General features: G+C 58.7%; 17 protein-coding genes and 2 pseudogenes. 11 read left to right on the forward strand and 8 right to left on the reverse strand.

Translation table 11 applies throughout. The features are described 5' to 3' along the window. Position 1 precedes the first annotated feature (1 nt). The 3 genes and pseudogenes from KW837_RS12530 (at position 2) to KW837_RS29060 (ending at position 2,891) form a co-directional block, all read left to right on the forward strand. Positions 2–796, forward strand: a complete 795-nt coding sequence (locus KW837_RS12530; protein WP_218396095.1) for an SDR family oxidoreductase — start codon at positions 2–4, stop codon at positions 794–796. A 1,033-nt stretch (positions 797–1,829) separates the two neighbouring features. Next, positions 1,830–2,024 (forward strand): annotated as a pseudogene (locus KW837_RS29055) (HAMP domain-containing protein); the annotation flags it as partial. Positions 2,025–2,177: 153 nt separating this feature from the next. Further along, positions 2,178–2,891, forward strand: a complete 714-nt coding sequence (locus KW837_RS29060) for a methyl-accepting chemotaxis protein (RefSeq protein WP_371317131.1) — start codon at positions 2,178–2,180, stop codon at positions 2,889–2,891. A gap of 180 nt (positions 2,892–3,071) precedes the next feature. Here KW837_RS29060 and KW837_RS12540 read toward each other — a convergent pair whose 3' ends face one another. From KW837_RS12540 to KW837_RS12575, 8 genes are read right to left on the reverse strand one after another with little or no spacing between them, the layout of a single operon-like run. After that, positions 3,072–3,914: an SDR family oxidoreductase gene (locus KW837_RS12540; RefSeq protein ID WP_218396100.1), complete on the reverse strand. Its 843-nt coding sequence runs from the start codon at positions 3,912–3,914 to the stop codon at positions 3,072–3,074. Between the two features lie 39 nt (positions 3,915–3,953). Next, complete coding sequence (locus KW837_RS12545) at positions 3,954–5,456, reverse strand: class I adenylate-forming enzyme family protein (protein WP_218396102.1); 1,503 nt, start codon at positions 5,454–5,456, stop codon at positions 3,954–3,956. Continuing rightward, positions 5,457–6,236 (reverse strand): enoyl-CoA hydratase/isomerase family protein, encoded by a 780-nt coding sequence (locus KW837_RS12550; protein ID WP_218396104.1) that lies wholly within the window; start codon positions 6,234–6,236, stop codon positions 5,457–5,459. Positions 6,237–6,246: 10 nt separating this feature from the next. After that, complete coding sequence (locus tag KW837_RS12555; RefSeq protein ID WP_218396107.1) at positions 6,247–7,029, reverse strand: SDR family oxidoreductase; 783 nt, start codon at positions 7,027–7,029, stop codon at positions 6,247–6,249. 12 nt (positions 7,030–7,041) lie between these two features. Then, positions 7,042–8,109, reverse strand: a complete 1,068-nt coding sequence (locus KW837_RS12560) for an acyl-CoA dehydrogenase family protein (RefSeq protein WP_218396110.1) — start codon at positions 8,107–8,109, stop codon at positions 7,042–7,044. Next, complete coding sequence (locus KW837_RS12565; RefSeq protein WP_218396112.1) at positions 8,106–9,263, reverse strand: acyl-CoA dehydrogenase family protein; 1,158 nt, start codon at positions 9,261–9,263, stop codon at positions 8,106–8,108. Before KW837_RS12565 ends, KW837_RS12560 begins: the two co-directional genes overlap by 4 nt. 13 nt (positions 9,264–9,276) lie before the next feature. Then, positions 9,277–10,170: an enoyl-CoA hydratase/isomerase family protein gene (locus tag KW837_RS12570; protein WP_218396115.1), complete on the reverse strand. Its 894-nt coding sequence runs from the start codon at positions 10,168–10,170 to the stop codon at positions 9,277–9,279. Between the two features lie 6 nt (positions 10,171–10,176). Further along, positions 10,177–11,535: an SRPBCC family protein gene (locus KW837_RS12575; protein WP_218396117.1), complete on the reverse strand. Its 1,359-nt coding sequence runs from the start codon at positions 11,533–11,535 to the stop codon at positions 10,177–10,179. A 282-nt stretch (positions 11,536–11,817) separates the two neighbouring features. Here KW837_RS12575 and KW837_RS12580 point away from each other — a divergent pair, with 282 nt between their 5' ends. The 8 genes and pseudogenes from KW837_RS12580 (at position 11,818) to KW837_RS12615 (ending at position 21,012) form a co-directional block, all read left to right on the forward strand. Further along, positions 11,818–13,839, forward strand: a complete 2,022-nt coding sequence (locus KW837_RS12580; protein ID WP_218396120.1) for an alpha-ketoacid dehydrogenase subunit alpha/beta — start codon at positions 11,818–11,820, stop codon at positions 13,837–13,839. Beyond that, complete coding sequence (locus KW837_RS12585; RefSeq protein WP_218396122.1) at positions 13,836–14,063, forward strand: lipoyl domain-containing protein; 228 nt, start codon at positions 13,836–13,838, stop codon at positions 14,061–14,063. Before KW837_RS12580 ends, KW837_RS12585 begins: the two co-directional genes overlap by 4 nt. A gap of 82 nt (positions 14,064–14,145) precedes the next feature. Continuing rightward, a complete protein-coding gene (locus tag KW837_RS12590; RefSeq protein ID WP_218396124.1) occupies positions 14,146–15,390 on the forward strand; it encodes an NAD(P)/FAD-dependent oxidoreductase in 1,245 nt (414 codons plus the stop codon). 60 nt (positions 15,391–15,450) lie between these two features. Then, positions 15,451–16,137, forward strand: a complete 687-nt coding sequence (locus KW837_RS12595) for a TetR/AcrR family transcriptional regulator (RefSeq protein WP_218396126.1) — start codon at positions 15,451–15,453, stop codon at positions 16,135–16,137. 33 nt (positions 16,138–16,170) lie between these two features. After that, on the forward strand, positions 16,171–16,956 hold the full coding sequence (locus KW837_RS12600; RefSeq protein ID WP_218396128.1) for an enoyl-CoA hydratase/isomerase family protein: 786 nt from the start codon (positions 16,171–16,173) through the stop codon (positions 16,954–16,956). A gap of 41 nt (positions 16,957–16,997) precedes the next feature. Next, positions 16,998–17,141, forward strand: a pseudogene (locus KW837_RS12605) (lipoyl synthase); the annotation flags it as partial. 167 nt (positions 17,142–17,308) lie between these two features. Beyond that, entirely contained in the window at positions 17,309–18,385 is a 1,077-nt protein-coding gene (locus tag KW837_RS12610) for a YCF48-related protein (RefSeq protein ID WP_218396130.1), read from the forward strand. A 50-nt stretch (positions 18,386–18,435) separates the two neighbouring features. Then, positions 18,436–21,012 (forward strand): RND family transporter, encoded by a 2,577-nt coding sequence (locus KW837_RS12615; RefSeq protein WP_371317126.1) that lies wholly within the window; start codon positions 18,436–18,438, stop codon positions 21,010–21,012. Positions 21,013–21,478: the final 466 nt, after the last annotated feature.

Here is a 21,478-nt window from a genome sequence, read left to right on the forward strand (position 1 = left end):
TATGAAATGGTTGACCCAGCAAGTCGTATTGCTATCGGGAGTCGGCGAAGGCCTCGGCCGGGACACCGCGTTGCTATTCGCTGATCAGGGAGCGGACCTGATCATCACCGCACGCCGCGCGGAACACATCGAACGCATTGCCGAAGAGGTACGCGCGAAAGGCCGGCGCTGCCTGCCGGTGGTGTGCGATATCGCCGTGCTCGAGGACTGCGAGAAAACCGTGAGCCAGGCGATTAAGGAGTTTGGCCGGATAGATACGCTGATCAATATCGCCTACCGCGGTGACTGGCCTCAGCGCACCAGCCTTCTCGATTCGCAACCGGACCTGTCCAATTACCGGGAGTGCTTCGAGGTCAACGTGTTCGCCACGCTGCAGATGACACGGGCGGTAGCGCAGCATATGGTCGAACAACGCAGTGGCCGGATCGTGATGATCAACACTATGACTGCCGAAAAAGTCTTGCCCGGTAGTGAAGCCTACGCCGGTTCCAAGATCGCTCTGCAACGCATGACCAGAGCCATTGCTATGGAGCTTGGAGAATACGGCATCCGGGTTAACTCCATGCACCCGGGCTTCATGTGGGGACCGCAAGTGCGCAAGGTCATGGAAACCCGTGCTGAGCAGAACGGCACCAGCGTGGAACATGAACTGCGCCAGGTCAGCAGCCAGGCCGCCCTGCGCTATATCCCAAGCACCGAAGAATATGCACGCACTCTGCTGTTTTTCGCCTCCTCGCTCTCCGATGCCGTCACCGGTCAGTCACTGCACGTCAACGGGGGGCTGTACATGCATTGATCCACGCACTATCCGCTATCTGCCCGGCGCTGCCAGCCCACCGACAAAAACAACAAGAGCCTCCATGCAAACGCTGATCAACCCCGCCATTCGCCTAATGAACCGCCTGAGCTTCGGCATGAAGTTCAGCCTGATCAGTGTATTGTTCGTTCTGGCGCTGCTCGCCACCAGCGGCACCTTGGTGCTCACGGCTTATCAGCAACTCGATGCCACCCAAAGCGAACACAACAGCCTCGCCGTCTTGAAAGCGAGCCTGCAAATACGCCGCTCCATGATGGATCTGGAAAGCTTGATGACCCTGCGCAACAAAGCGCCGCTGACTATGCAGAACAGCGATATCGACCAACGTATCGGCCGGCTCGAAAGCCAAGTGGTCAACGCGATGCAGGAGCTCAATGGTCTCGCCGATGGAGGCCTGACCCGGCTCGACAAAGCCGGCCTCTACGATGCGCTGCTCAACGATATGCAGGCCCTCAAGGCCGATGGCTTGCACAACAGCGAACGGGACAGCGTACGCAAGCAATTGAGCACTATGCAGTTACTGATCGAATCAATCTCCTCCAACAGCGGCCTTGGCATCGACGAAAACCCCGTCGTTCGAGAGCTGGCCGGATACCTCTCGGTGATGAGCGGCGAAATCGATGCATCGATAAGCATCATCCGCACGCTGGCAGCCTCGACATTGGCCGTCGGCATGCTGAGCTCAGCCGATGGTGACCTGATCCAGCAACAGTTGAGCGAAGTGGATCGACTCGAAGACAACTTCGCCAGCAAAGTCTCGCGCTTGTTCGACACCCACCCCGACACCCGTCCAGCGCTAGAAGCGGCCAGCGAGGAAACGCGGCGCTCTATCGCCGCCATCATCACCCTGGTGGAAAACCAGGTATTGCTGGCGGGTGACCTGACCATGACTTGGCCCGTGCTCGTCCAAACCATCGGTAGCGAAATGGACAAGGCCGAGCAGCTCAATCAGGTCATATTCTCCAGCCTGGAGCAGCGGCTCGAAACTCGCCTGGCCAAAGACCGCTGGAACATGTCTCTGTTACTGGCAGCTCTGGCGATCACACTGTTGGTGATCATCTACCTGGCCAGCGGCTTTTATACCTCTATACGCCGCATCCTCAAGAGCCTGAGCGATGTGATGAATAATGTTGCTGCAGGCGACATGACCGTTAGCGTAGAGGCCGTCAGCCGCGACGAGCTGGGCGACCTGAGCCGCGTATTCAACGTCTCCATCGCCAAGGTGCACGACCTGATAGAGCGCGTTGGCCGCACCATTGGCGAAGTAGAACATCAGGCCAGCCAGGTAGCCCATGTATCCAGCCACAGCAACCACGAAGTTTCTGCCCAGCGCGACCAGATCGAGCAGGTAGCCACAGCCATGAAGCAGATGGCAGCAACGGTGCAAGAGGTAGCCCGTAGCGCCGCCGCGGCAGTCAGCAGTGCCCAGGACGTGAACCGCGAAACCATCGGTGGCAAGGAACTGCTCAATGTCCAGGTAGGTAGCATCAGAGCCCTGGCCAGCGAGATCGAACATTCGGTACGCGTGATCAACCAACTGGCCAATGATAGCCAAGCCATCAGCCAGGTATTGGAAGTCATCCGAGGTATCGCCGAGCAGACCAACCTGCTGGCGCTCAATGCCGCAATCGAGGCAGCCCGCGCCGGCGAGCAAGGGCGCGGTTTTGCCGTTGTAGCAGACGAAGTACGCAGCCTGGCAAAACGCACCCGCCAATCGACTGAAGAGATTGAGCAGATGATCAGCCTCCTGCAGAGCGGCGTGGGCGAAGCCGTCATGGCCATGAACAACAGCAACGCCAAAGCGGAAACGACAGTCAGCCACTCCGACCAGGTGCAACACGCCCTCGCTCACATCCTCGACTTGGTCAACAACATCGTAAACCAAAACCAACAGATCTCTGCAGCTGCGGAGCAGCAAACGGCAGTTGCCCACGAAATTGATCGTAGCATCGTGCAGATCAATGCTTCAGGGGAGCGTACAGCTGAAGGGGCAAGTCGGACGGAACGGGCGAGTCAGCAGCTTAGCTTGCAGGTGTCGGAACTTAAGTCGTTGATCGGTGCGTTTCAGGTCTAAGGGCCACGATCTGACGATAGTAATAGGCTGTTGCCTATAGATGATTTACCTGACGATTCTTGGGTAACAGCCCGTCAGTAGTCTTTCTAAAACCACTTGCTGCACAGAGCATTCAAACGGTTATTGATCGGAAACATTGATACCACTCGGCTGAGCAATGTCCCCTCTACTACCTCTCGCTCAACGGGACAGTTTCAACAGGTGCTCTGGCTCGCGATAATCAGGATCAGCCGAGACCTGCATAGCCGTCAGCATGGCCTCACAATCGGCCTCAATTGAAGGGCGATAGTCGGCGTGGGGAAACAGGTAAAACTGTTGCTGGCGCATGCCAGTCACGGCAGCTCGAGCGACATGCTCTGGCGCCATGCCCATCTGGGTCGATAGATGCTTGGCGGCACCGTCTTCGTGGCGTAAGGAATCCGGTCTGGCATGCAGGGCGTTAGCGCGAATTTGCGTGGCCACGACCCCCGGGCACAGCACCGAGACACCAATGGAAGTTCCCGCCAGTTCCAGTTGCAGGACCTTGGCGAAGTTGACTAATGCCGCTTTGCTGGTCGTGTAAGCCCCTTGCGTAGCAAAGGGGTGTAACGCGGTAATAGACGCCACCAGCAGAACATGGCCCTGCCGCCCTCGCGCCTTCATCCCTGGTAGAAATGCCTGCACGGCGTGCAGCGAGGCGAACAGGTTGACGTCGTATACCCAGCGCCACGCTTCAAGGGTTATCTCTTCCAGAGTGCCGGTGAAAGACACGCCCGCATTGCTGCAAAGAATGTCGCAAGGCCCGAGGGCTTTTTCGGCCTCGTCGCGAGCACCAGCCCAACTGCTTGGGTCAGTCACATCTAGCTGAACGGCGATCACCTGATCGTTGTCGTCGAGCTCGGCAGCCACGGCGCGGGCTCGCTCCAGATCGATGTCAGCGAGGGCCACACGTGCTCCCTGCTGCAAAAGCTCGCGAGCTATGGCGCTGCCGATGCCGCCCGCCCCCCCGCTGATAAACACGACCTTGTCGCGAAAATCCAACATTGCAGGACTCCTTTTGGTAGGTGGTGCGGGCGTTTTTTTTCAAGGCAGCTTGGCCAGCAACGCCCTTACCGCCGGGCGGCTGATCTTGTCCGAAACAGTACGCGGCAGGCTGTCCACCACGTAGATGCGGACCGGCACCTCGTAGGGCGAAAGGTTGTCCTTGGCGAACTGACGAATCGCCGCTACATCCAGAGCCGCGCCCCGATAGGCCTCGACCACCGCGACCGGTACCTCTCCCAGACGTTCATCTGCAACGCCCAGCACGATGGCATCGAACACGCCCGGGGACAGCTTGATGACATCCGCCACCTTCCCCGCCATGACCTTGAAACCGCCGCGGATAATGGCATCGTCGGCGCGACCGACGATGTAGAGGAAACCGTCGGCATCCAACCGGGCCAGGTCCGTGGTGGGGATCCAGTCCTTGCCACCGTCGATACGGTCCAATTTGGCTTCGAGGATGCCCTGCTCCCCCGGCTCCACTTCTTCGCGTGTGGCTGGATCGACGATACGTAACTGCACACCTTTGGAAATCCGCCCTACGCTGCCGCGCTTACTGGCAGCGAAGTTCTGGTGGTCTTCCAGCGTCCAGCTCGTCACCACACCCATGAACTCGGTGGCGCCATACGTGGTGAGCACCGGAACACCAAACTTACTCTCGAAAGCCTGCTGCAGGTCTACGGACAGCGGCGCCGTTCCTGCGCGCACCGCACGGACACTGGAGAAGTCATCGCGGGTCGCATCGCTGTCGACCATCATCTTGATTGCCGTGGGCGGCAGCGGCGCAAACTTGGGTCGGTACTTAACCAAGGCCTGGCGATAACGCCCGGCGTCGAACTTCTCAAAAAGCACGATCGGGCGAACTTCGAATACCGACATAAGGGTGTTAAAAGTGCCACTGGTATGCACCAGCGGACTGAACATAAGCGTGGGGGACGTTTGTGGCTTGAGTTCAAAGTTTTCCACTGGGCCCTTGGCGCTGCGCACACCATCGCGCAGTGAGGCGCTGATGGTGCGTTCGGATACCGGGATACGTTTAGGTGCGCCGGTGGTGCCGCTTGTCTGGATCTCGATCAGGGTGTTCGCCTCGCGCAAATGCCAGGTCTTAGCGCGTAACGGGGCCAGCTGTTCGAAGAACAGGCGGCCATCGCGAACCTCTGCAGCCAATACCATAGCGCCGCACGCCTCGCTGACGGCGACCACATCGGCGCCCAGGTCGTCACGACTGCCGATTAGGCACGCGAGGCCCAGGCCTGCGACTTCTTCGGCAACTAGGTGCGAGGGACGTATGGCATTGATCAGCAGCAAGCCACGGTCGGCACCCAGAATAGAAATGAAACTGCTCAATTGCTCAAGCCGATTGCGCCCCAGCAGGCCAATAACCGCGTCCTGGCCGATGCCTACCTCGGCAAGCACAGCGCCCAGCTCGGCAATCGCGTCCCCTAGGTCTTGCCAACTGAGGGTCTGCCCGTCGAAATCGATGGCGACCAGCGGACCACCGGCTTTAGTGACACGAATGATGTGTTCGGCGATACCAGTCATTCAACGAACCTCATAGCCTTTGCGTTTGCCGGTCAGTAGCATATTTTCCACTTGCGGGATGCCCAGCGGGTTGCCCAACTGGGTGTAGCTCAGGCCGCGCGACATGGCTTGTGAGCGGCCGGTATCCAGCGACTCCCAAATAGCCCTGACGGTGCCCTGGGTAGAAACGGACGGTTTGGAGGCAATGACAGCCGCTACTCTGTGGGCGCGAGCCCACAATTCTTCGTAGGGCACCAGCTCACTGACCAGGCCTATCTGGTGGGCGCGCTGAGCGCTCATGCGTTCCTCCAAGCCCATGAGCGAGACCCGCAGAATTTCGCCCAACGGCATGCGTCGCGCCATGCTAATCGGCTCCAGGGCGGCGACCAGGCCAAAATCGACATGGGGGTCGAAGAAGGTCGCGTCGTCCGAGGCGATCACTACATCGGAACCGCCCACGATATAGAAGGCGCCGCCGGCGCACATGCCACTAACCGCAGTTATCACCGGCTTCCATACTTTGTGATGCTTGGGATCCAGGCTTTCGCCCGGGTCGGGTTTGTTCCAGATATTGTCCGGGTACTGGAAGCCCTGAACACGATCCAGACCGGTGGAAAAAGCTCGGTTGCCATCCGCGCGAAATACCACCGCGTGGATATAGTCTTCATCGCGAACGACGCCCCACAGGCGCTTGATCTCCGCCATCATTTCCGCATTGATGGCGTTCATCTTATCGCCACGATTGAGCGTAATGGTGGCGACATGATCGTCACCTACTTCGAACTGAACGAGATTGGTCATAGTCGGTTCCTTAACGTTGTGGCGGGGTGATGAAGTCACCGCTGGCATCACCGAGCTTCATGCCGCCATCGCAATCGAGAATGGTGCCGGTGATGTAGCTGCCGTTGTCAGATGACAGAAATATCGCCGCCTGGGCGATATCCGCCGGCGTGCCGAAACGACGCAAAGCGGTATGCGAACTCCATTTGGTCTTGTCCTCCTCGGTGGGCGCCATGCGCTCGACACCTTCGGTACCGCGAATCGGCCCTGGGGAAATAGCATTCACGCGAATGCCGGCCTGCCCCCACTCCATCGCCAACACCTTGACCACCATGTTCACGCCTGCCTTGGCGGCACAAACATGGACTTGCTGCGGCAGCGGCTGCACGGCCTGCGGCGCAGTGATAGCAATCAGTGAAGCACCTGGCTTGAGCACAAAATCGTAGGCCGCACGAAACACGTTATAGGTGCCCAGTAGGTCGATATCTACCACCGTCTTGAACCCATTCGCCGAGATACCCACCGCCGGCGACATGAAGTTACCAGCTGCACCGGCAATCACCACACTGGGAGCTCCCAGCGTTTCCGTCGCCCGCTCGAACAGTTCACGTATCGCTGCGAAGTCACGGACATCGGCACTACCGGCCATAACGGTGCCACCCGTTTGCGCGCGGATCTCCTCGGCAGCATCCTCTGCCTTGTTCGGATCGCGTCCGAACACCAGAACCTTGTCCCCTTGGGCAGCAAAGCCCTTGGCGATACCCAGATTGATTCCGCTGGTACCGCCCGAAATGAATACGGTCTTGCCTGTCATGAAAACCCTCTTTTACCAGCCGGACATCGTGGCAACACGAGCACGGTGTGACTGGGGCATGCCCAGATAGGCCTGATCGAACAAGGCGCGCTTGAGCCAAATATGTGCGCCATATTCCCAGGTGTAACCGATGCCGCCATGGGCCTCGATCATGCGACGAGTGACCTTCGGGTAAACCTCGGTGATATGGGCTTTGGCCAAGGCCGCCGCCTCATGGGCACCCAGCGGTGCGGTATCAAACATATGCGCTGCGTACCAGTACAGGCCGACGCAGGGTTCCACCATCAATGCCATGTCAGCCAGTTGGTGTTTCACTGCCTGGAAAGCGCCAATCACCTGACCGAATTGCTCGCGCTCCTTGCTGTATTCCACCGCCAGATTCACGGCCCGGGAGGCGCCGCCGAAAGCGTCGGCAGCTAACAGAATGAGCCCGGCGTCCACTACGCTCTCGCCAGCTTTGATTGGCAGATGCTCGATGGCTACCTGATTAAATTCCAGATGGGCCAACGTACGCCCAGCATCTGTGGAAGGGACATCAGTACGGTCGATACCGCCGGCATCGCCCTGCACCACCGCCAAAGCGCCGCCCTTGAGACCAACCACAATCAGATCAGCGCCTTCGGCGTGTAGCACGTATTGCTTGCGACCGGTCAGTTGCCCTTCGCCTTCAAGGGTCCAGGTATCCGCTGTCCACTCACCCTTGGCTTCCGCCAAGGCAACCGTAGCGCGCAGCTCACCCGTTACCAACGCCGGCAGCCATTTGGCCTTCTGCTCCTCGCTAGCAGCAATGGTGATAGCCAGTGTCGCCAGGGCATGCTCGAAGAACGGACCCGGCATGGCATAACGTCCCACCGGCTCGGCCACCACGGCCAGATCAAGCAGGCCAAGACCGAGGCCGCCATACTCTTCCGGCACCACCATGCCGCCAATGCCCAGGTCCATCAGCCCGCGCCAGAGCGCAAAGTCAGCCTGGCCGTGCTCGTGCGGCTCAAGAGCTCGATTCATTGGGCATTCGGCGCGCAGGTAATCCACTACAGCGTCCTGAAAGGCGCGCTGTTGCTCGTCTAGATCGAACCTCATTCTTGACTGCTCTCCCGCGGCAAGCCGAGACCACGCTCGGCGATGATGTTGCGCTGGATATTGGAGGTGCCGCCGGCAATTGCCGCCGCCAGGGAGTTCATGTACTGATTGACCCAACGCTCGTTACCTGGTCGGCGGTTACCGATCGGCGAGATCAACCCTTCATCTTCAAGAACCGCATTGGCCACGTCCGCCACCGCCGCGGCATAATTGGACTGCCCAAGCTTGTTCATCATCTGCAGCAAACCGCCGCCGTTACCCGACAGCTCGCGAGTCATCTGAATGAAGCTGGAGCAGCGTTGCACCTCCAGCTCGGCCTTGAGCGCGGCCAACCGGTCGCGAACCCAAGGATCCTTGATCGCCGGCGCACCATTTTTTGAGGTCCGTTTTGCCAATCCCAAAAGGCTGTCGAACAGCGACTCGGAACGATCTATACCACCGAGCATGTTGCGCTCATGCTTAAGCAATGACTTGGATACGCTCCAGCCATTGCCTCGCTCGCCTACAATCCAATCTTCGGGGGTCACCGCATCGGTGAAGAACACCTCGTTGAAATCATTTCCACCGTTGATCTGCTTCATCGGGCGGATATCAATGCCCGGCTGGTCGAGATCAATCAGCAGGTAGGAAATCCCCTGATGCTTGCTCGCCTCCGGTTCAGTACGAATTAGAGCGAACATGTACTGGCAGTCCTTGGCATAGGACGTCCATACCTTCTGACCATTGATCACCCACTGCCCATCGCGCAGTTCGCCACGGGTCCGCAGGCTTGCCAAGTCGCTGCCCGAGCCCGGTTCGCTGAACCCCTGGGCCCAGCGATACTCGCCACTCAGCGTCTTGGCGACAAAGCGTTCCTTCTGCCATTCGGCGCCGCGTTCAAGCAGGGTTGGCACCAGCATCTGCACGCCATTGCCTTTGATTTCCCCCGGAGCCTTGGCCGCAGCGAACTCTTCGGCAATGATTCGTGCCCGGATGACATCGGACGGCTGCTCAGAACCGCCGAAACGCTTGGGAATACCCCGATACAGGTAGCCGGCCTCGATGGCCTGCTGACGAAAGGCGACGACATCCGCACCTTCCTTCCAGGTTTCGCGAAGAAAGCCGCGTACCTGTTCGCGGTACTCGTCGTGTTCTGGTCCGTAGTTAAGTTCCATAGTCCGCGGCGCCTCAGTCGAACCCCAGGTCGTCCCAGACCTGGTTGAGGTTTTTCATGGCCTGGCGGCCGCCGACGCGATCCCGCTCGCGCAGAAAATTAATCTCGTCCTCTCGCCATACCACGTTGGAGAACAACGAGTGCCCTACGGTAGCGAAGTTAAGGAAGGCGCCAATACCCAGACCATGGAAGTACTGCTGCAGCGCACGTTTGCCAAGCATCAGGTTGTCGGTGCTGTGGGCCGCCACGGCGCGGGCATATCGCAGCGCTTCGTCTTCCAGTTTTTCACGCGGCACCACCGAGTTGGCGACCCCCCACTCTTTGAGCTCCTGGGCGCTCATCTTGCGACCGGTCAGAAGAACCTCCATCCCCCGGTTCAAGCCCAGGCGCAGCATGGTCATCGGCAGTTGGGTTTCGAAGCCGGCAAAACCAATGCGGCTCTGACGACGAGCTACATACGCATCTTCGGAGAGGATCAGAATGTCAGCCGTCATGGCAAAGGAGAACCCCTGCCCCAGTACAGCGCCTTGCGCTGCCAGGATCACCACCTTGTCGCCCCAAATGGTGCCGGTCAGGGTGCTGTCGAGCAGCTTTCGGATACCACGCATGCGCTTGGACTGGCCAAGCCGACCACCTTTTTTCAGGCCGAACGCCTCGACCGGCATTTTCTTGGTGTCTTCCCCGGAGCAGAAATCACTGCCGTTACCCGCCAGGATGATCACCTTGATCTCGTCGTCGTCCTGCGCCTTGGCGAACGCCTGGGCCAGCATGTCGTTCATGTCCGGCGTCACGATCGCATTCTTGCGGTGCGGCCGATTCAGCGTGATGCGGGCGATATGCCCATCGATGACCTCATAGAGAATGCTCTGAGAAAGATCTTCCTCGGTATTATCGGGGATGTTGTTCATGGTCGTTTACTTCTCTTGAGCATTGATAAAGTCGTCGATGCGACCGTGGTAATGACGAATGCGCGCTTCTTGGTAACTGCCCAGCACCAGGCCTTTTTTCAGGGTCGACTGTAGCCCCACCCAGACGCCTTCGATGTTTTCGTAATCCTGATCGAAGATCGGCGCCAGACGCCCAAGTGCCGGGTTGTCGACAAAGGGCTTGTCCTCCGGCAACCAGAGGATTTCCGGGCTCTTCTGCATGGGCTCGGAAAGCAACCGCGGCGTCATCACGTAAACCTCCATGATGCAGCTGTCGTGATTGTCCTTATTGGGGCGGAAGCGATAGACGATCGGAAGCCCCATGCCATACCAGGGCATGAAGTTAGGGAACAGGAAGTACTCGATCGCATCAAGCAACTCGACATCGTTGAGATGGTCCAGCGACTTGCCCATCGCAGCGGCGGCAGCTTGGCGGCGCTGATCGGCCAGGGCACTGCGGTAGGTCATGCCCTCGGGAACCTGGATGGATTCGCGGCCGGTGCCCTTGGCCGCATAGTCTGCGAACTCCTGCTGCGACATCTTGCGGGTGATACCTGAAGCCTGTGCTATCGACACAGTGGCCAGACGGCTGACGTTGCGATCGAAGATGTCGTACTGGGTCTCGGCGTACTCGGACACCGGCACCGACTGCGGGTGCGTCGGCATCACGTGGTAGGACTCGATAAACGCTTCCATCGCCACTTTCCAGTTGCCAGGCACGATGCGCGCGACATGCACGGCGACGCGGAAGTCTTCCAGAGGCAGTCGACTGAAATGCTCGGGCAGCACGCCGAGCCACTTATCGAATGGTTCGGCGTTTTCGGCATCGGGATTGATGAACACGAAACCGCCCCAGGTGCCAACCTTAGCCTCCGGCAGGTTCATATTGCGATCGCAGGTTTGCGGAAAATCCCAGTCCTCGGTAATGCGGCGATTACAGCCATTCAGATCCCATGACCACCCATGGAAAGGACAGGTAAAGGCGCCGGCCTTGCCTTGCCCTTTGACCAGACGCATGGCTCGGTGCAGGCAGGCGTTTGGGTAGGCCTTGATCTCATCTACAGCCGTGCGCACCACGATGAACGAGCGATTGCCGATCTCGTAAGTGATGTAGTCACCGATCTCCGGGATATCGCCTTCATGGCAGGCCATCTGCCAAACACGCGACCAGAGCCCCTGCATCTCGCGCTCATGGAACTGCCGCGAGATGTAGCGCTCCACGGGCAGGTCTGCAGTCCCCATATCGAATGTGGAACGGGTAGCAAAAGCCCCTTCTATGGGGCGCTGTGCGTCTTCCGCCATGCGGATGCCGAGCGTGGGTTGTTTTGCTTGTTCTTTGCCGGACATGTCCCCTCCTCAATTCTTTTCATACGCCTGGGCGGTCACGGCTAACGTGCCCTGACGAACGACATCGCCAATATAGTTAACTAAGTTACACAGCACAAGCCCATTTGATTCACCGACATGACACCGTCGCTCAAACGCAGTCGCAAAAAAAACTAGATAGATAAATTAGGTATACAAGTTAAATCTCTGCGGTTATTTTGTTTTCCACAGGATTAAGACCTGCCTCGGTGCAGGCACTCAAGAATCACAACAACCTGAACCCTATTCATAGGAGATTTACGCGTGTCGACGTCCCCCCATAAAGACCCGGCCCCTCTCGCCTCCGCCGAAATGAAGGCTATCTACCGACGTGTCGCACTGATCCGTGCCGCCGAACAGGCCATCGCCAAACAACTTCGAGCTGGCAAGATCTCTTTCAGCTTCTATCCCGTCACCGGTCAAGAGCTCGCTCCTTCCGTCCTGGCTCAATGCCTGGGCAGGGACGACCAGATGGTGACCATCTACCGTGGACTGGCAGATACCCTGGCCCGTGGCCTGCCTCTGCGTGAGCTGTTGGCCGAATGCATTGGTCACTCTGCCGGCGTATGCGGCGGCAAGGGCGGCGGCATGGGCGTGGCACGCGCCGACCTTGGTCTGATGATGACCACAGGTATCGTCGGCTCCAGCGCTCCGGTCGGCGTCGGCCTGGCCCTGGCTTCGCAATTGCAGAGCAGCGGCAAGGTGGTTACGGTCAGCTTCGGCGATGGCGCCACCAGCATTGGTGCTGTTCACGAGGCGATGCTCTTCGCTTCGCTGTGGAAGCTGCCGATCATCTTCGTCTGCCACAACAACGGCTGGGCCGAGTCCACTCCGCTCTCCGACTATTCCGTGCTGGAAAAGCTGGCCGAACGGGCTGATGGCTACCGCATGCCCGGTGTCACCGTCAGTGGTCGCGATCCGCATGCCCTGGCCGCCGTCTTCAATGAAGCCATCGAACGTGCCCGCAGCGGTAACGGCCCGACCTTCGTCGAGTCCATGACCTACCGTCTGAGCGGGCACTACTTTGCCGACGCCGGCGCCTATATGAACCAGGAAGAGTTGGCCGACGAGCGCGCCCGCGACCCTATCGAGGCACTGCGTGCGCAACTGCTAGCCGAAGGTCGTGCCAACGAGGCAGAACTCCAGGCACTGGAAGCGGGTGTAGCGGATGAAGTGGCGCGTGACATAGCCACTGTGCTGGAAACCCCTGTGGCCCCCTTCACCGAAGCCGACGTGGTCAGCGATGTCTATCAGGACCCTGGCTTCCAACCGATCAGCCGCACTCGCCCGCAATCGTCTGCCCTACCGGCCGGTCCGATGCGCAAGGCGACAATGCGCGATGCGTTCAACGAAGCGCTCGCCATTGCTATGGAACAAGACGAACGCGTGATCATGCTGGGCGAAGACATTGCCGACCCAGCCAGTGGCGTGGTTGGTATCAGCCGCGGCCTATCCACCCGTTTTGGTGATCGCGTGCGTTCTACACCGATTGCTGAACAAGGCATTTTCGGCGCCTGTGTTGGCGCCGGCCTGGCAGGCCTGAAACCAGTGGGCGAACTGCTGATGATGGACTTCTTGCCCGTGGCCATGGACCAGATGGTCAACCACGCCGCCAAAGCCCGCTACATGACGGGCGGACAGATGTCCGTGCCGATGACCATGATGACCTTGGTCGGAGCCGGCAATGGCGCCCAGCACTCGCAGTCAACCGAAGCCTGGCTGATGCACACCCCTGGTCTGAAAGTGTGCTATCCGAGCAACCCGACCGACGCCAAAGGCCTGCTCCTGTCGGCGATCTTCGATCCAGACCCAGTGGTGCTGATCCATTCCATGCTGACCCTGTTTGGTAGCTCGGAAATGCCGGAAGGTGAGTACCGCATACCCCTGGGCCTGGCGGCCATCCGCCGCGAAGGCAGTGATGTATCGATCATCTCCTACGGCCCTGCGGTGGGCGATGCCCTCAAGGCTGCTGAAGCCCTGGCGGGCCAAGGTATCAGCGCCGAAGTCATCGACCTGCGCAGCCTGGTACCACTGGATGGCCAGACAATTCTCGAATCCGTCGCCAAGACCGGGCGTGCCGTGATCGCCCACCGCGCCACCGACTTCATGGGCCCAGCCGCCGAAATCTCCGCCCTGCTCTATCAGGAGCTGTTCGGCAAGCTCAAAGCTCCCATACAACGGATCGCTGGCGCCTACGCGCCCGTTCCGAAACATGGGGGCCTGCTCGGCCTTCATTACAAAGGCGCTGACGCCATCGTTAAAGCTACTCAGGAAATCATGAAATGACTGAACTCAGAATCCCAGCCGCCGGTGATGCCGTATCCGAAGTGCAACTGGTCGAATGGATCGCCGAGAACGGTGCGCAAGTCGCCGAAGGGGAAGTCATCTACTCGATCGAAAGCGATAAGTCCGTACTGGATGTGGAATCCCCGGCCAGCGGCACCCTGACCACCCTGGTCAATGCCGGCGAGATCTTCCCCATCGGCCATCTGGTCGGTCGTATCGACTGACACCCCCAGCCACCCTGGCGTCATCCCGGGGTGGCCACGACAACAAGAACTCCGTCAGTAGTCAGGATTGCCTGGAGGCAACATGAGCGAAGAAGCAGGTATCGTCATACTCGGCGCCGGCCAGGCCGGTGGCGAGGTGGCAAGCGAACTCCGCAAACTCGGATACACCGGGCGCGTGACCATGATTGGCGACGAGCCTCATGTTCCCTATCGCCGCCCGCCGCTATCCAAGGCCTACTACGCGGGCCTGGTGACCGCCGAAGAGTTGTACGTGGTACCTCTTGCTAGCCTGGAAAAGGCTGAGATCGAATTTATCGGGGGCGTACGAGCTACCCATATTGACCGCGAACACAAGCAAGTCAGCCTGGAAGACGGCCGCTCCATTCCCTACCACAAATTGGTGATCGCCACCGGCGGCCGAGCGCGCCCGTTGCCGCTGGAGGGTGCTGATCGCCCCAATGTCTTCTTGTTGCGCACTATCGACGATATCGAGCGTATTCGCGCCAGCTCCAAACCTGGCGCCCGCATGGTGATTATCGGTGGTGGTTTTATTGGTTTGGAAACCGCCGCCGTCGCGCTCAAGCTCGGCCTTCAGGTCACTGTATTGGAAGGCTTGCCACGGGTACTGGCACGCGTGACGATCCCGGAAGTTTCGGCATTTTTCGAGCGAGTGCACCGTGAAGCCGGCGTGGACCTACGCACCGGCGCACAGGTCGCCGGGCTTGAAGGCGACGAACGAATCACCCACGTGCACCTGACGGATGGCAGCAGGATCGAGGCAGACCTGGTGGTGGTTGGAATCGGCTTGATCGCCAATACCGAGCTCGCCGAATCCGCCGGCCTGGTGGTGAACAATGGTGTGATCGTCGACGAATACGCCTGCACATCCGATCCCGATATCGTCGCCGCTGGCGACTGCACCAACCATCCGAGCCAATACCTGGGCAGACGGGTGCGCCTGGAGTCGGTCCCCAATGCAATGGAACAGGGAAAGGTCGCGGCAAATACCTTGATTGGCAACAAGGTGCCTTACCACTCGGTGCCCTGGTTCTGGTCGGACCAGTACGACTTGAAACTGCAGATGGTCGGGCTCTCGGAAGGGTTTGATGAGTTCGTTGTACGCGGCGATCTGAGCGACCCAAACACCCGCTCTTTTGCCGTCTTCTACTTCAAAGATGGGCATTTGCTCTCCGTCGACGCCGTCAACAAACCCCAGGAATTTATGCTTTCCAAGAAGCTGGTGGCCGAACGGGCTCGGTTGAATCCGCAAGCTCTGACAAACGAAAAAGTGCCCTTCAAGACCCTCATCGCCGAGGCGCGAGCCTGATCCGTTTCGGCGGATCCCTTCAGCAGCCTGTACGACACCTTCGCGTGTCAGGAGACAAGCATGCCTAATGCACTGGCCTCATCGAACACAGAGGTCTGCTCTGCTCTGCCGCCCCAGCGGCGCGACTCACGCTACGATCAGACTCGCCGTAGCGCCCTCAAGTTGTTTGCCAGCCAAGGCTTCAGCCATGTCAGCATGCGCGACCTGGCTAACGACCTTGGCATCAGCCCGGGCTCTATCTACAACCATATCGAAAGCAAGGAGCTGCTGCTCTTCGAGCTGATCGAGTCGGTCTATCTGAATCTGCTCGACCTAGTGGTGGCGTTTCGAGTCGACAGTGGCCGACCGGAAATAGCGATGCTGCAGATCATGCAGGCCCATCTTCAACTGCATGAAGACAGACGCCTGCACTTCCGGCTCGCCGAGCACGAATTCAACTGCTTGAGCACACAGCATCAGGAAGAAATCCTGCTGCTGCGACGGCAATACGAGGAACACCTTTCCACGCTGCTGGGGCAACTGCTCGGAGCCGAGAACGCCGCGCTGCAAACCACCATTCCCCCGGTGCTGGTCGCTCTGCTGAACAATCTGCCAGCCTGGCTGGAACAGAGTGGCTCAACCGCTCTCCCCCGCAGCACGTTGCTAATCGACATGGCGACGGGGGTTCTATACGGCGCCCTGCAATCCAAGGTCTTTCCCCATCTTGATACTTCGTACAGCCGCCCTTTGCCATCCCAAGGGCGCTAGCCACGTATCGCACCCCAAGAACAGGACACCTCCATGACCGCAGAAAATCGCAGCGTGCTACTGGTTATCGACGGCGCTATTGCCCGCGTCAGTTTGAACCGGCCTGAGGCACTCAACGCCTTGACCGTCGACCTGGCACAAGGCTTTTTGCAAGCAATGCAGGAAATCGCCATCAATACCGATATTCGGGTGGTGCTGATCAACGGGCTTGGCCGTGCTTTCTGCGCCGGTGGTGATCTGAGCTATCTGGATGGCGCTACCGCCGACAAGGCCCGCGCGCTGATTGATCCGTTGCATGAAGCCATCGAACTGATGACGCAATTGCCGTTGCCGATAGTGGCTGGCGTGCATGGCATGGTCGCCGGAGCCGGGGTCAGCCTGGCACTTGCCAGTGACTTTATCCTGGCCGCCGAAGGCACCCGTTTCAACCTGGCCTACACCGGCATCGGCACCAGTCCCGACGCTTCGGCATCCTGGCATCTGCCGCGCCTGGTGGGCATAAACAAGAGCCTAGAACTGCTATTGCTTAGCGAGCCGTTCGATGCAGCCGAGGCGCTTCAGCTGCGCCTGATCAACCGCGTGCATCCTGCCGAGCAACTCCAAGATGCCTGTGAAGCCATGGCACAGAAGCTCGCCGTTGCCCCCACATTTGCTCTGGGGCAGACCAAACGCCTGGTACGGGAGTCGCCGCAGGCAACGCTCAAACAGCAGCTCGATGCCGAACGGGAAAGTTTCTGTGCTTGCACTCAGTCCCAGGACTTCAGCACTGGAATCCGCGCCTTTCTGAATAGGCAGAAACCTTCATTCACTGGCCGTTAACGCCCAAAGGCCAAGTCGAAGCGAAGGCATCGAGCATGCAGATGGACAACTCAATTGCCGGCAAACCGGCTAACGTAATCACCGGGGTAAAGCTGCGCGGAGCCGAAAAGCTCGCACGTATCCCGGTGAGGATCCTGCCCACCGAGGAGACGCCAAAGAAGCCCAATTGGATTCGGGTGCAGGTGCGATAAGCGTTCGGCGACTCACCCTGACTCTGTGCCAGGCGAATCGTCTATCTCAGTCCTTGCGCTTTGTCTGATCGTTCGACGTATACCGACAGAAGCATTTACATCGAGGGCTTTTTGGTAAAATATATAACTTAGTTACCCATGTTAAAATAAGAAGAATTGCCATGAAGCTAGCCTTTCTGTTCCGCTCCGTTCCACTCGCCGCTTTACTGGCCACCGTGCCGTTTATGGCGGCCAATGCCGACTACAAGGACCCGCTGGACAGTCCCGCCACCTTATCGCCGATGGCCGCCAGCACCCAGTTGCTGGATATCGCCACCGCTGGCCAGCGTTTGGTGGCAGTGGGCTGGCGTGGTCATATCCTTTACTCTGACGATCAGGGCCTGTCATGGACCCAGGCCAATAGCCCGGTTGACGTCGACCTAACAGCGGTTAGCTTTTCCTCGCCACAGAATGGTTGGGCCGTGGGCCACAGTGGTGTGGTGTTGCATACCGCCGATGGCGGCGAAACCTGGAGCAAACAGCTCGACGGACGTACAGCTGGCCCACTGATGCTCGACTACTACGAAAAGAAACTGAAGGACGGCGACGAGCAAGCCCAGAAGTACGTCGATGATGTGATGCTCAACACCGAGGGTGGCCCCGAACAACCGTGGCTGGATGTCGCCTTCGTTGATGACCTGCATGGTTACGTGGTCGGGACCTTCAACCAGATCCTGTACACCGCCGACGGCGGCAAGACCTGGGTCCCGCAGATGGACAAGGTCGACAATCCCGAGTCGCTGCACCTCAACGCCATTACCCGTGATGGTGATGCATTTTATATCGCCTCCGAGCGCGGCACCGTGTTCGTCAAAAGCCAGGGTGATGACCACTTCAAGCCTTCCTCGAGCGGCTACAACGGCAGCTTCTTCGGCGTACTGGCCAAGAACGGGCTGGTGCTCGCGTATGGTCTGAAAGGAACCCTCTACCGCAGCAAAGACCATGGCTCGACCTGGACCGCCATCGATGCCGGCGTGGACACCGCTCTAACCGGAGGCGCCATGCTCGACAACGGCCGGATCCTGCTGGTCAGCCAGGGTGGTCAACTGCTCAGCGCCCGCAACACCAACGCCGCCATCCAAGCCCTGAGCGTGGAACGCCCCACCATGTTTACCGCCCTTGTGCCGGTAGAGTCCGACAAAGTGGTGATTGTCGGTATGGCAGGTGCCCAGCAGGAAACACTCAGCCCCACACCCTGAGCCACCCTGAATTCAGCGTTTCCATCCAATTACAAGAATGAGGTATCCCCGTGGCCACGAACGCTCATAAGACAGCGTTACCGGTAATTAGCGACCCGAATGACTTCGACAGAAACTCGGGTGACTGGCTGGAACGCATGGTGTTCAACAACCGGATATGGGTGTTGCTCTTTTGCGCGATCATCACTTTGTTCTTCAGCTATCGAGCCACGCAGCTCACGGTCAACGCCAGCTTCGATGAAATGGTCCCGCAGAAGCACCCCTTCATCAAAAACTACCTGGACAACAAAGACTCGCTGAAGGGGCTCGGCAACTCGATTCGGGTGGTGGTGGAAACCCAAAGTGGCGACATTTTCGACCCCGAATACTTGGAGGTTGTCAGACGCGTCAACGACAAGATCTTCCTGACGCCAGGCGTCGACCGCGCCTTGATGCGCTCGGTCTGGACCCCCATCGTGCGCTGGACGGAAATCACTGAGGAGGGCTACAAGGGCGGTCCGGTGATGCCCTTCGACTACGACGCCAGCGCCAACTCGATCAAAACCTTCAAGCTGAACGCGCTGCGCGCCAATCTACGCGGAAACCTGATCGGCTCGGACTACAAGTCCAGCATGATCATGGTTCCGTTGCTGGACAAACTGGCGGATACGGGCGTTCCTCTCGACTACAAAGCACTGTCCGACACCCTGGAGCAAGAAATCCGTGCGCCAATTGAGCACCCGCAAGCTGACTCGGAAAGTGCCCAGCTCAAAGGCAGCTACAAGATTCACATCATTGGATTCGCCAAACTCACCGGCGACTTGATTGATGGCCTGGCGAAGGTGCTGATGTTTTTCGGCCTATCCGCCCTTATCGCCGCAGCGATCATCTACCTCTACACTCGCGACCTACGCAGTACCGCGCTGTTGGTGCTAACTGCCTTGTGCGGCGTCATCTGGCTGCTCGGGCTGATGCAGTTGCTGGGCTATGACCTGAACCCCTACTCCATCCTTGTGCCCTTCCTGATCTTCGCCATCGGTATTTCCCATGGCGCGCAGAAGATGAATGGCGTGATGCAGGACATTGGCCGCGGCACCCACAAATACGTGGCGGCGCGCTACACCTTCCGCCGTCTATTCATGGCGGGTCTGACGGCCCTCCTCACCAACGTGGTGGGCTTCGCGGTGCTGATGATCATTGATATCCCAGTGATCCAGACGCTCGCCCTGACCACCAGCGTGGGTGTGTTGATCCTGATTTTCACCAAACTGTTCTTCATTCCTGTGGCGCTGTCGTATATAGGCGTCAGCGAGAAAGCGGCACAACGCAGCATCCAGGCCGCCGAAAAGGCCCATCAACATCGCTTGAATCTGTGGTCCTTGCTCGTACGCTGTACAGAGCGACGCGTCGCTTTGCCGTTGGTAGTAGTGTCTTTGGCTGTTGGTGCAGTTGCCATTACGGTCAGCCTCAAATACCTGAAAATCGGCGACTTGGACAAGGGCGCGCCAGAGCTGCGCGCCGAGTCGCGCTACAACCAGGACAGCGAATATATCAACGAGTATTACGGCCTATCTGGCGATCAGTTCGCCGTGATTGTGAAGTCTTCTGAAGCAGACGGTGTTTCAAGCTTCCAGTCGCTGGTTAAACAGGACCGCCTGGCATGGATGTTGAAGCAACTACCGGAGGTCCTTGCCACCAGCTCACTTCCCGACAGTATTCGGCAGACCGCCTACGGCCAATTCGAAGGCAATCCCAAATGGCGAACCATCCCACGCAACCCCGGCGTTATTGGTCAAGCCGTAGCCCAAGCGATCGTTGACAGCCCCGGTGCGATCAACGGCAACGGTACCGTGACGCCGATGATTGCCTATCTTAAGGACCACAAGGCCGACACCCTAACTGCAGTGGCCAAGGCCGTGGAAACCTTCGCCGCAGAGAACAACGACGCCGACACGCAATTTCTGCTCGCCGCGGGTTCCGCCGGTATCGAAGCGGCTACCAACATCGTGGTCAAGGAGGCCAACTATCGGATCCTGGCACTCCTCTACGCGGCGGTAACCCTGCTCTGTTTCATCACCTTTAGAAGCTGGCGCGCAGTCGTCGTAGCAATGGTTCCCCTGCTTATTACGTCCTTCCTCTGCGAAGCCCTGATGGTGGCCCTCGGCATCGGCATCAAGGTCGCTACCCTGCCGGTAATCGCATTGGGCGTTGGTGTGGGCGTCGACTACGCCCTTTACCTGCTCAGCGTACAAATGCGCGCCCAACGTCTTGGCGCCACCCTGGCAGAGTCGTACGAATTGGCTATCGGATTCACCGGAAAAGTCGTGGCCCTGATCGGCATCACCATGGCCGCCGGCGTAATGACCTGGGCCTGGTCACCGATCAAATTCCAGGCCGACATGGGCATCCTGCTGACCTTCATGTTCCTCTGGAACATGCTGGGCGCGCTGGTATTGATTCCAGCACTGTCCAGCTTCCTGCTCAATGACCGGAAGGACATTCAGACAAGCGTCGACTTCGACCAGGTATCGCCCCATCCCACCGTGGAACCGCATCACACCGTGGAACCGCATGACACCGATAGCAGCCATCGGTTGGTTACGCATTCGCAGGGAATTGATGCGTTGGGGGGTGAGCGAATCTCCTAGCCGCTGCTCGCCCTGGTCGATGACAATAAGCCGACCAGGGCGTAGCAATGGGAAGCGGTGAAATCAGGAGGTGATGCGAATGCCGCCCGCTGAATATCGCTGTTTAAGCTTCAGTTCGATGTCGGCGATTTATTTCTCAGGAGCTTTGCGGCAGGGCTCCCTATCAACGGGTACACAGCCCTCATCGTTTCAGCTCGTACCCTTTGGTTGTTGACGACCTGAATGGCCAGTTGGAGATTCGCTGGTCTTAAGAAAACGTCCAACAACTCAACTTGGTCTTTTATCCTCTTTCGACGATTTCCAGAATCATCACTTGCTTGAGAGCGCCCCGCCAGTTCCAGCTCCTTTTGGCTCAATCGCGCGCTGGTGGGAATCGCCTCTAACTGGCGACGTAGTTGCAACAGGGTTTTCTGTTACAACTGCTGATCCAGTTGCAACCACACACCCAAGCCTTTGAGCTTGCCAA

Source organism: Pseudomonas sp. PDM24 (genome assembly GCF_019218905.1).
GTDB lineage: Bacteria > Pseudomonadota > Gammaproteobacteria > Pseudomonadales > Pseudomonadaceae > Aquipseudomonas.

Bases quoted from the DNA above. Each gene is read 5' to 3' on its own strand.
- KW837_RS12530 (WP_218396095.1), top strand. From the start codon at position 2: ATGAAATGGTTGACCCAGCAAGTCGTATTGCTATCGGGAGTCGGCGAA.
- KW837_RS29060 (WP_371317131.1), top strand. From the start codon at position 2,178: ATGAAGCAGATGGCAGCAACGGTGCAAGAGGTAGCCCGTAGCGCCGCC.
- KW837_RS12540 (WP_218396100.1), bottom strand. From the start codon at position 3,914: ATGTTGGATTTTCGCGACAAGGTCGTGTTTATCAGCGGGGGGGCGGGC.
- KW837_RS12545 (WP_218396102.1), bottom strand. From the start codon at position 5,456: ATGACTGGTATCGCCGAACACATCATTCGTGTCACTAAAGCCGGTGGT.
- KW837_RS12550 (WP_218396104.1), bottom strand. From the start codon at position 6,236: ATGACCAATCTCGTTCAGTTCGAAGTAGGTGACGATCATGTCGCCACC.
- KW837_RS12555 (WP_218396107.1), bottom strand. From the start codon at position 7,029: ATGACAGGCAAGACCGTATTCATTTCGGGCGGTACCAGCGGAATCAAT.
- KW837_RS12560 (WP_218396110.1), bottom strand. From the start codon at position 8,109: ATGAGGTTCGATCTAGACGAGCAACAGCGCGCCTTTCAGGACGCTGTA.
- KW837_RS12565 (WP_218396112.1), bottom strand. From the start codon at position 9,263: ATGGAACTTAACTACGGACCAGAACACGACGAGTACCGCGAACAGGTA.
- KW837_RS12570 (WP_218396115.1), bottom strand. From the start codon at position 10,170: ATGAACAACATCCCCGATAATACCGAGGAAGATCTTTCTCAGAGCATT.
- KW837_RS12575 (WP_218396117.1), bottom strand. From the start codon at position 11,535: ATGTCCGGCAAAGAACAAGCAAAACAACCCACGCTCGGCATCCGCATG.
- KW837_RS12585 (WP_218396122.1), top strand. From the start codon at position 13,836: ATGACTGAACTCAGAATCCCAGCCGCCGGTGATGCCGTATCCGAAGTG.
- KW837_RS12590 (WP_218396124.1), top strand. From the start codon at position 14,146: ATGAGCGAAGAAGCAGGTATCGTCATACTCGGCGCCGGCCAGGCCGGT.
- KW837_RS12595 (WP_218396126.1), top strand. From the start codon at position 15,451: ATGCCTAATGCACTGGCCTCATCGAACACAGAGGTCTGCTCTGCTCTG.
- KW837_RS12600 (WP_218396128.1), top strand. From the start codon at position 16,171: ATGACCGCAGAAAATCGCAGCGTGCTACTGGTTATCGACGGCGCTATT.
- KW837_RS12610 (WP_218396130.1), top strand. From the start codon at position 17,309: ATGAAGCTAGCCTTTCTGTTCCGCTCCGTTCCACTCGCCGCTTTACTG.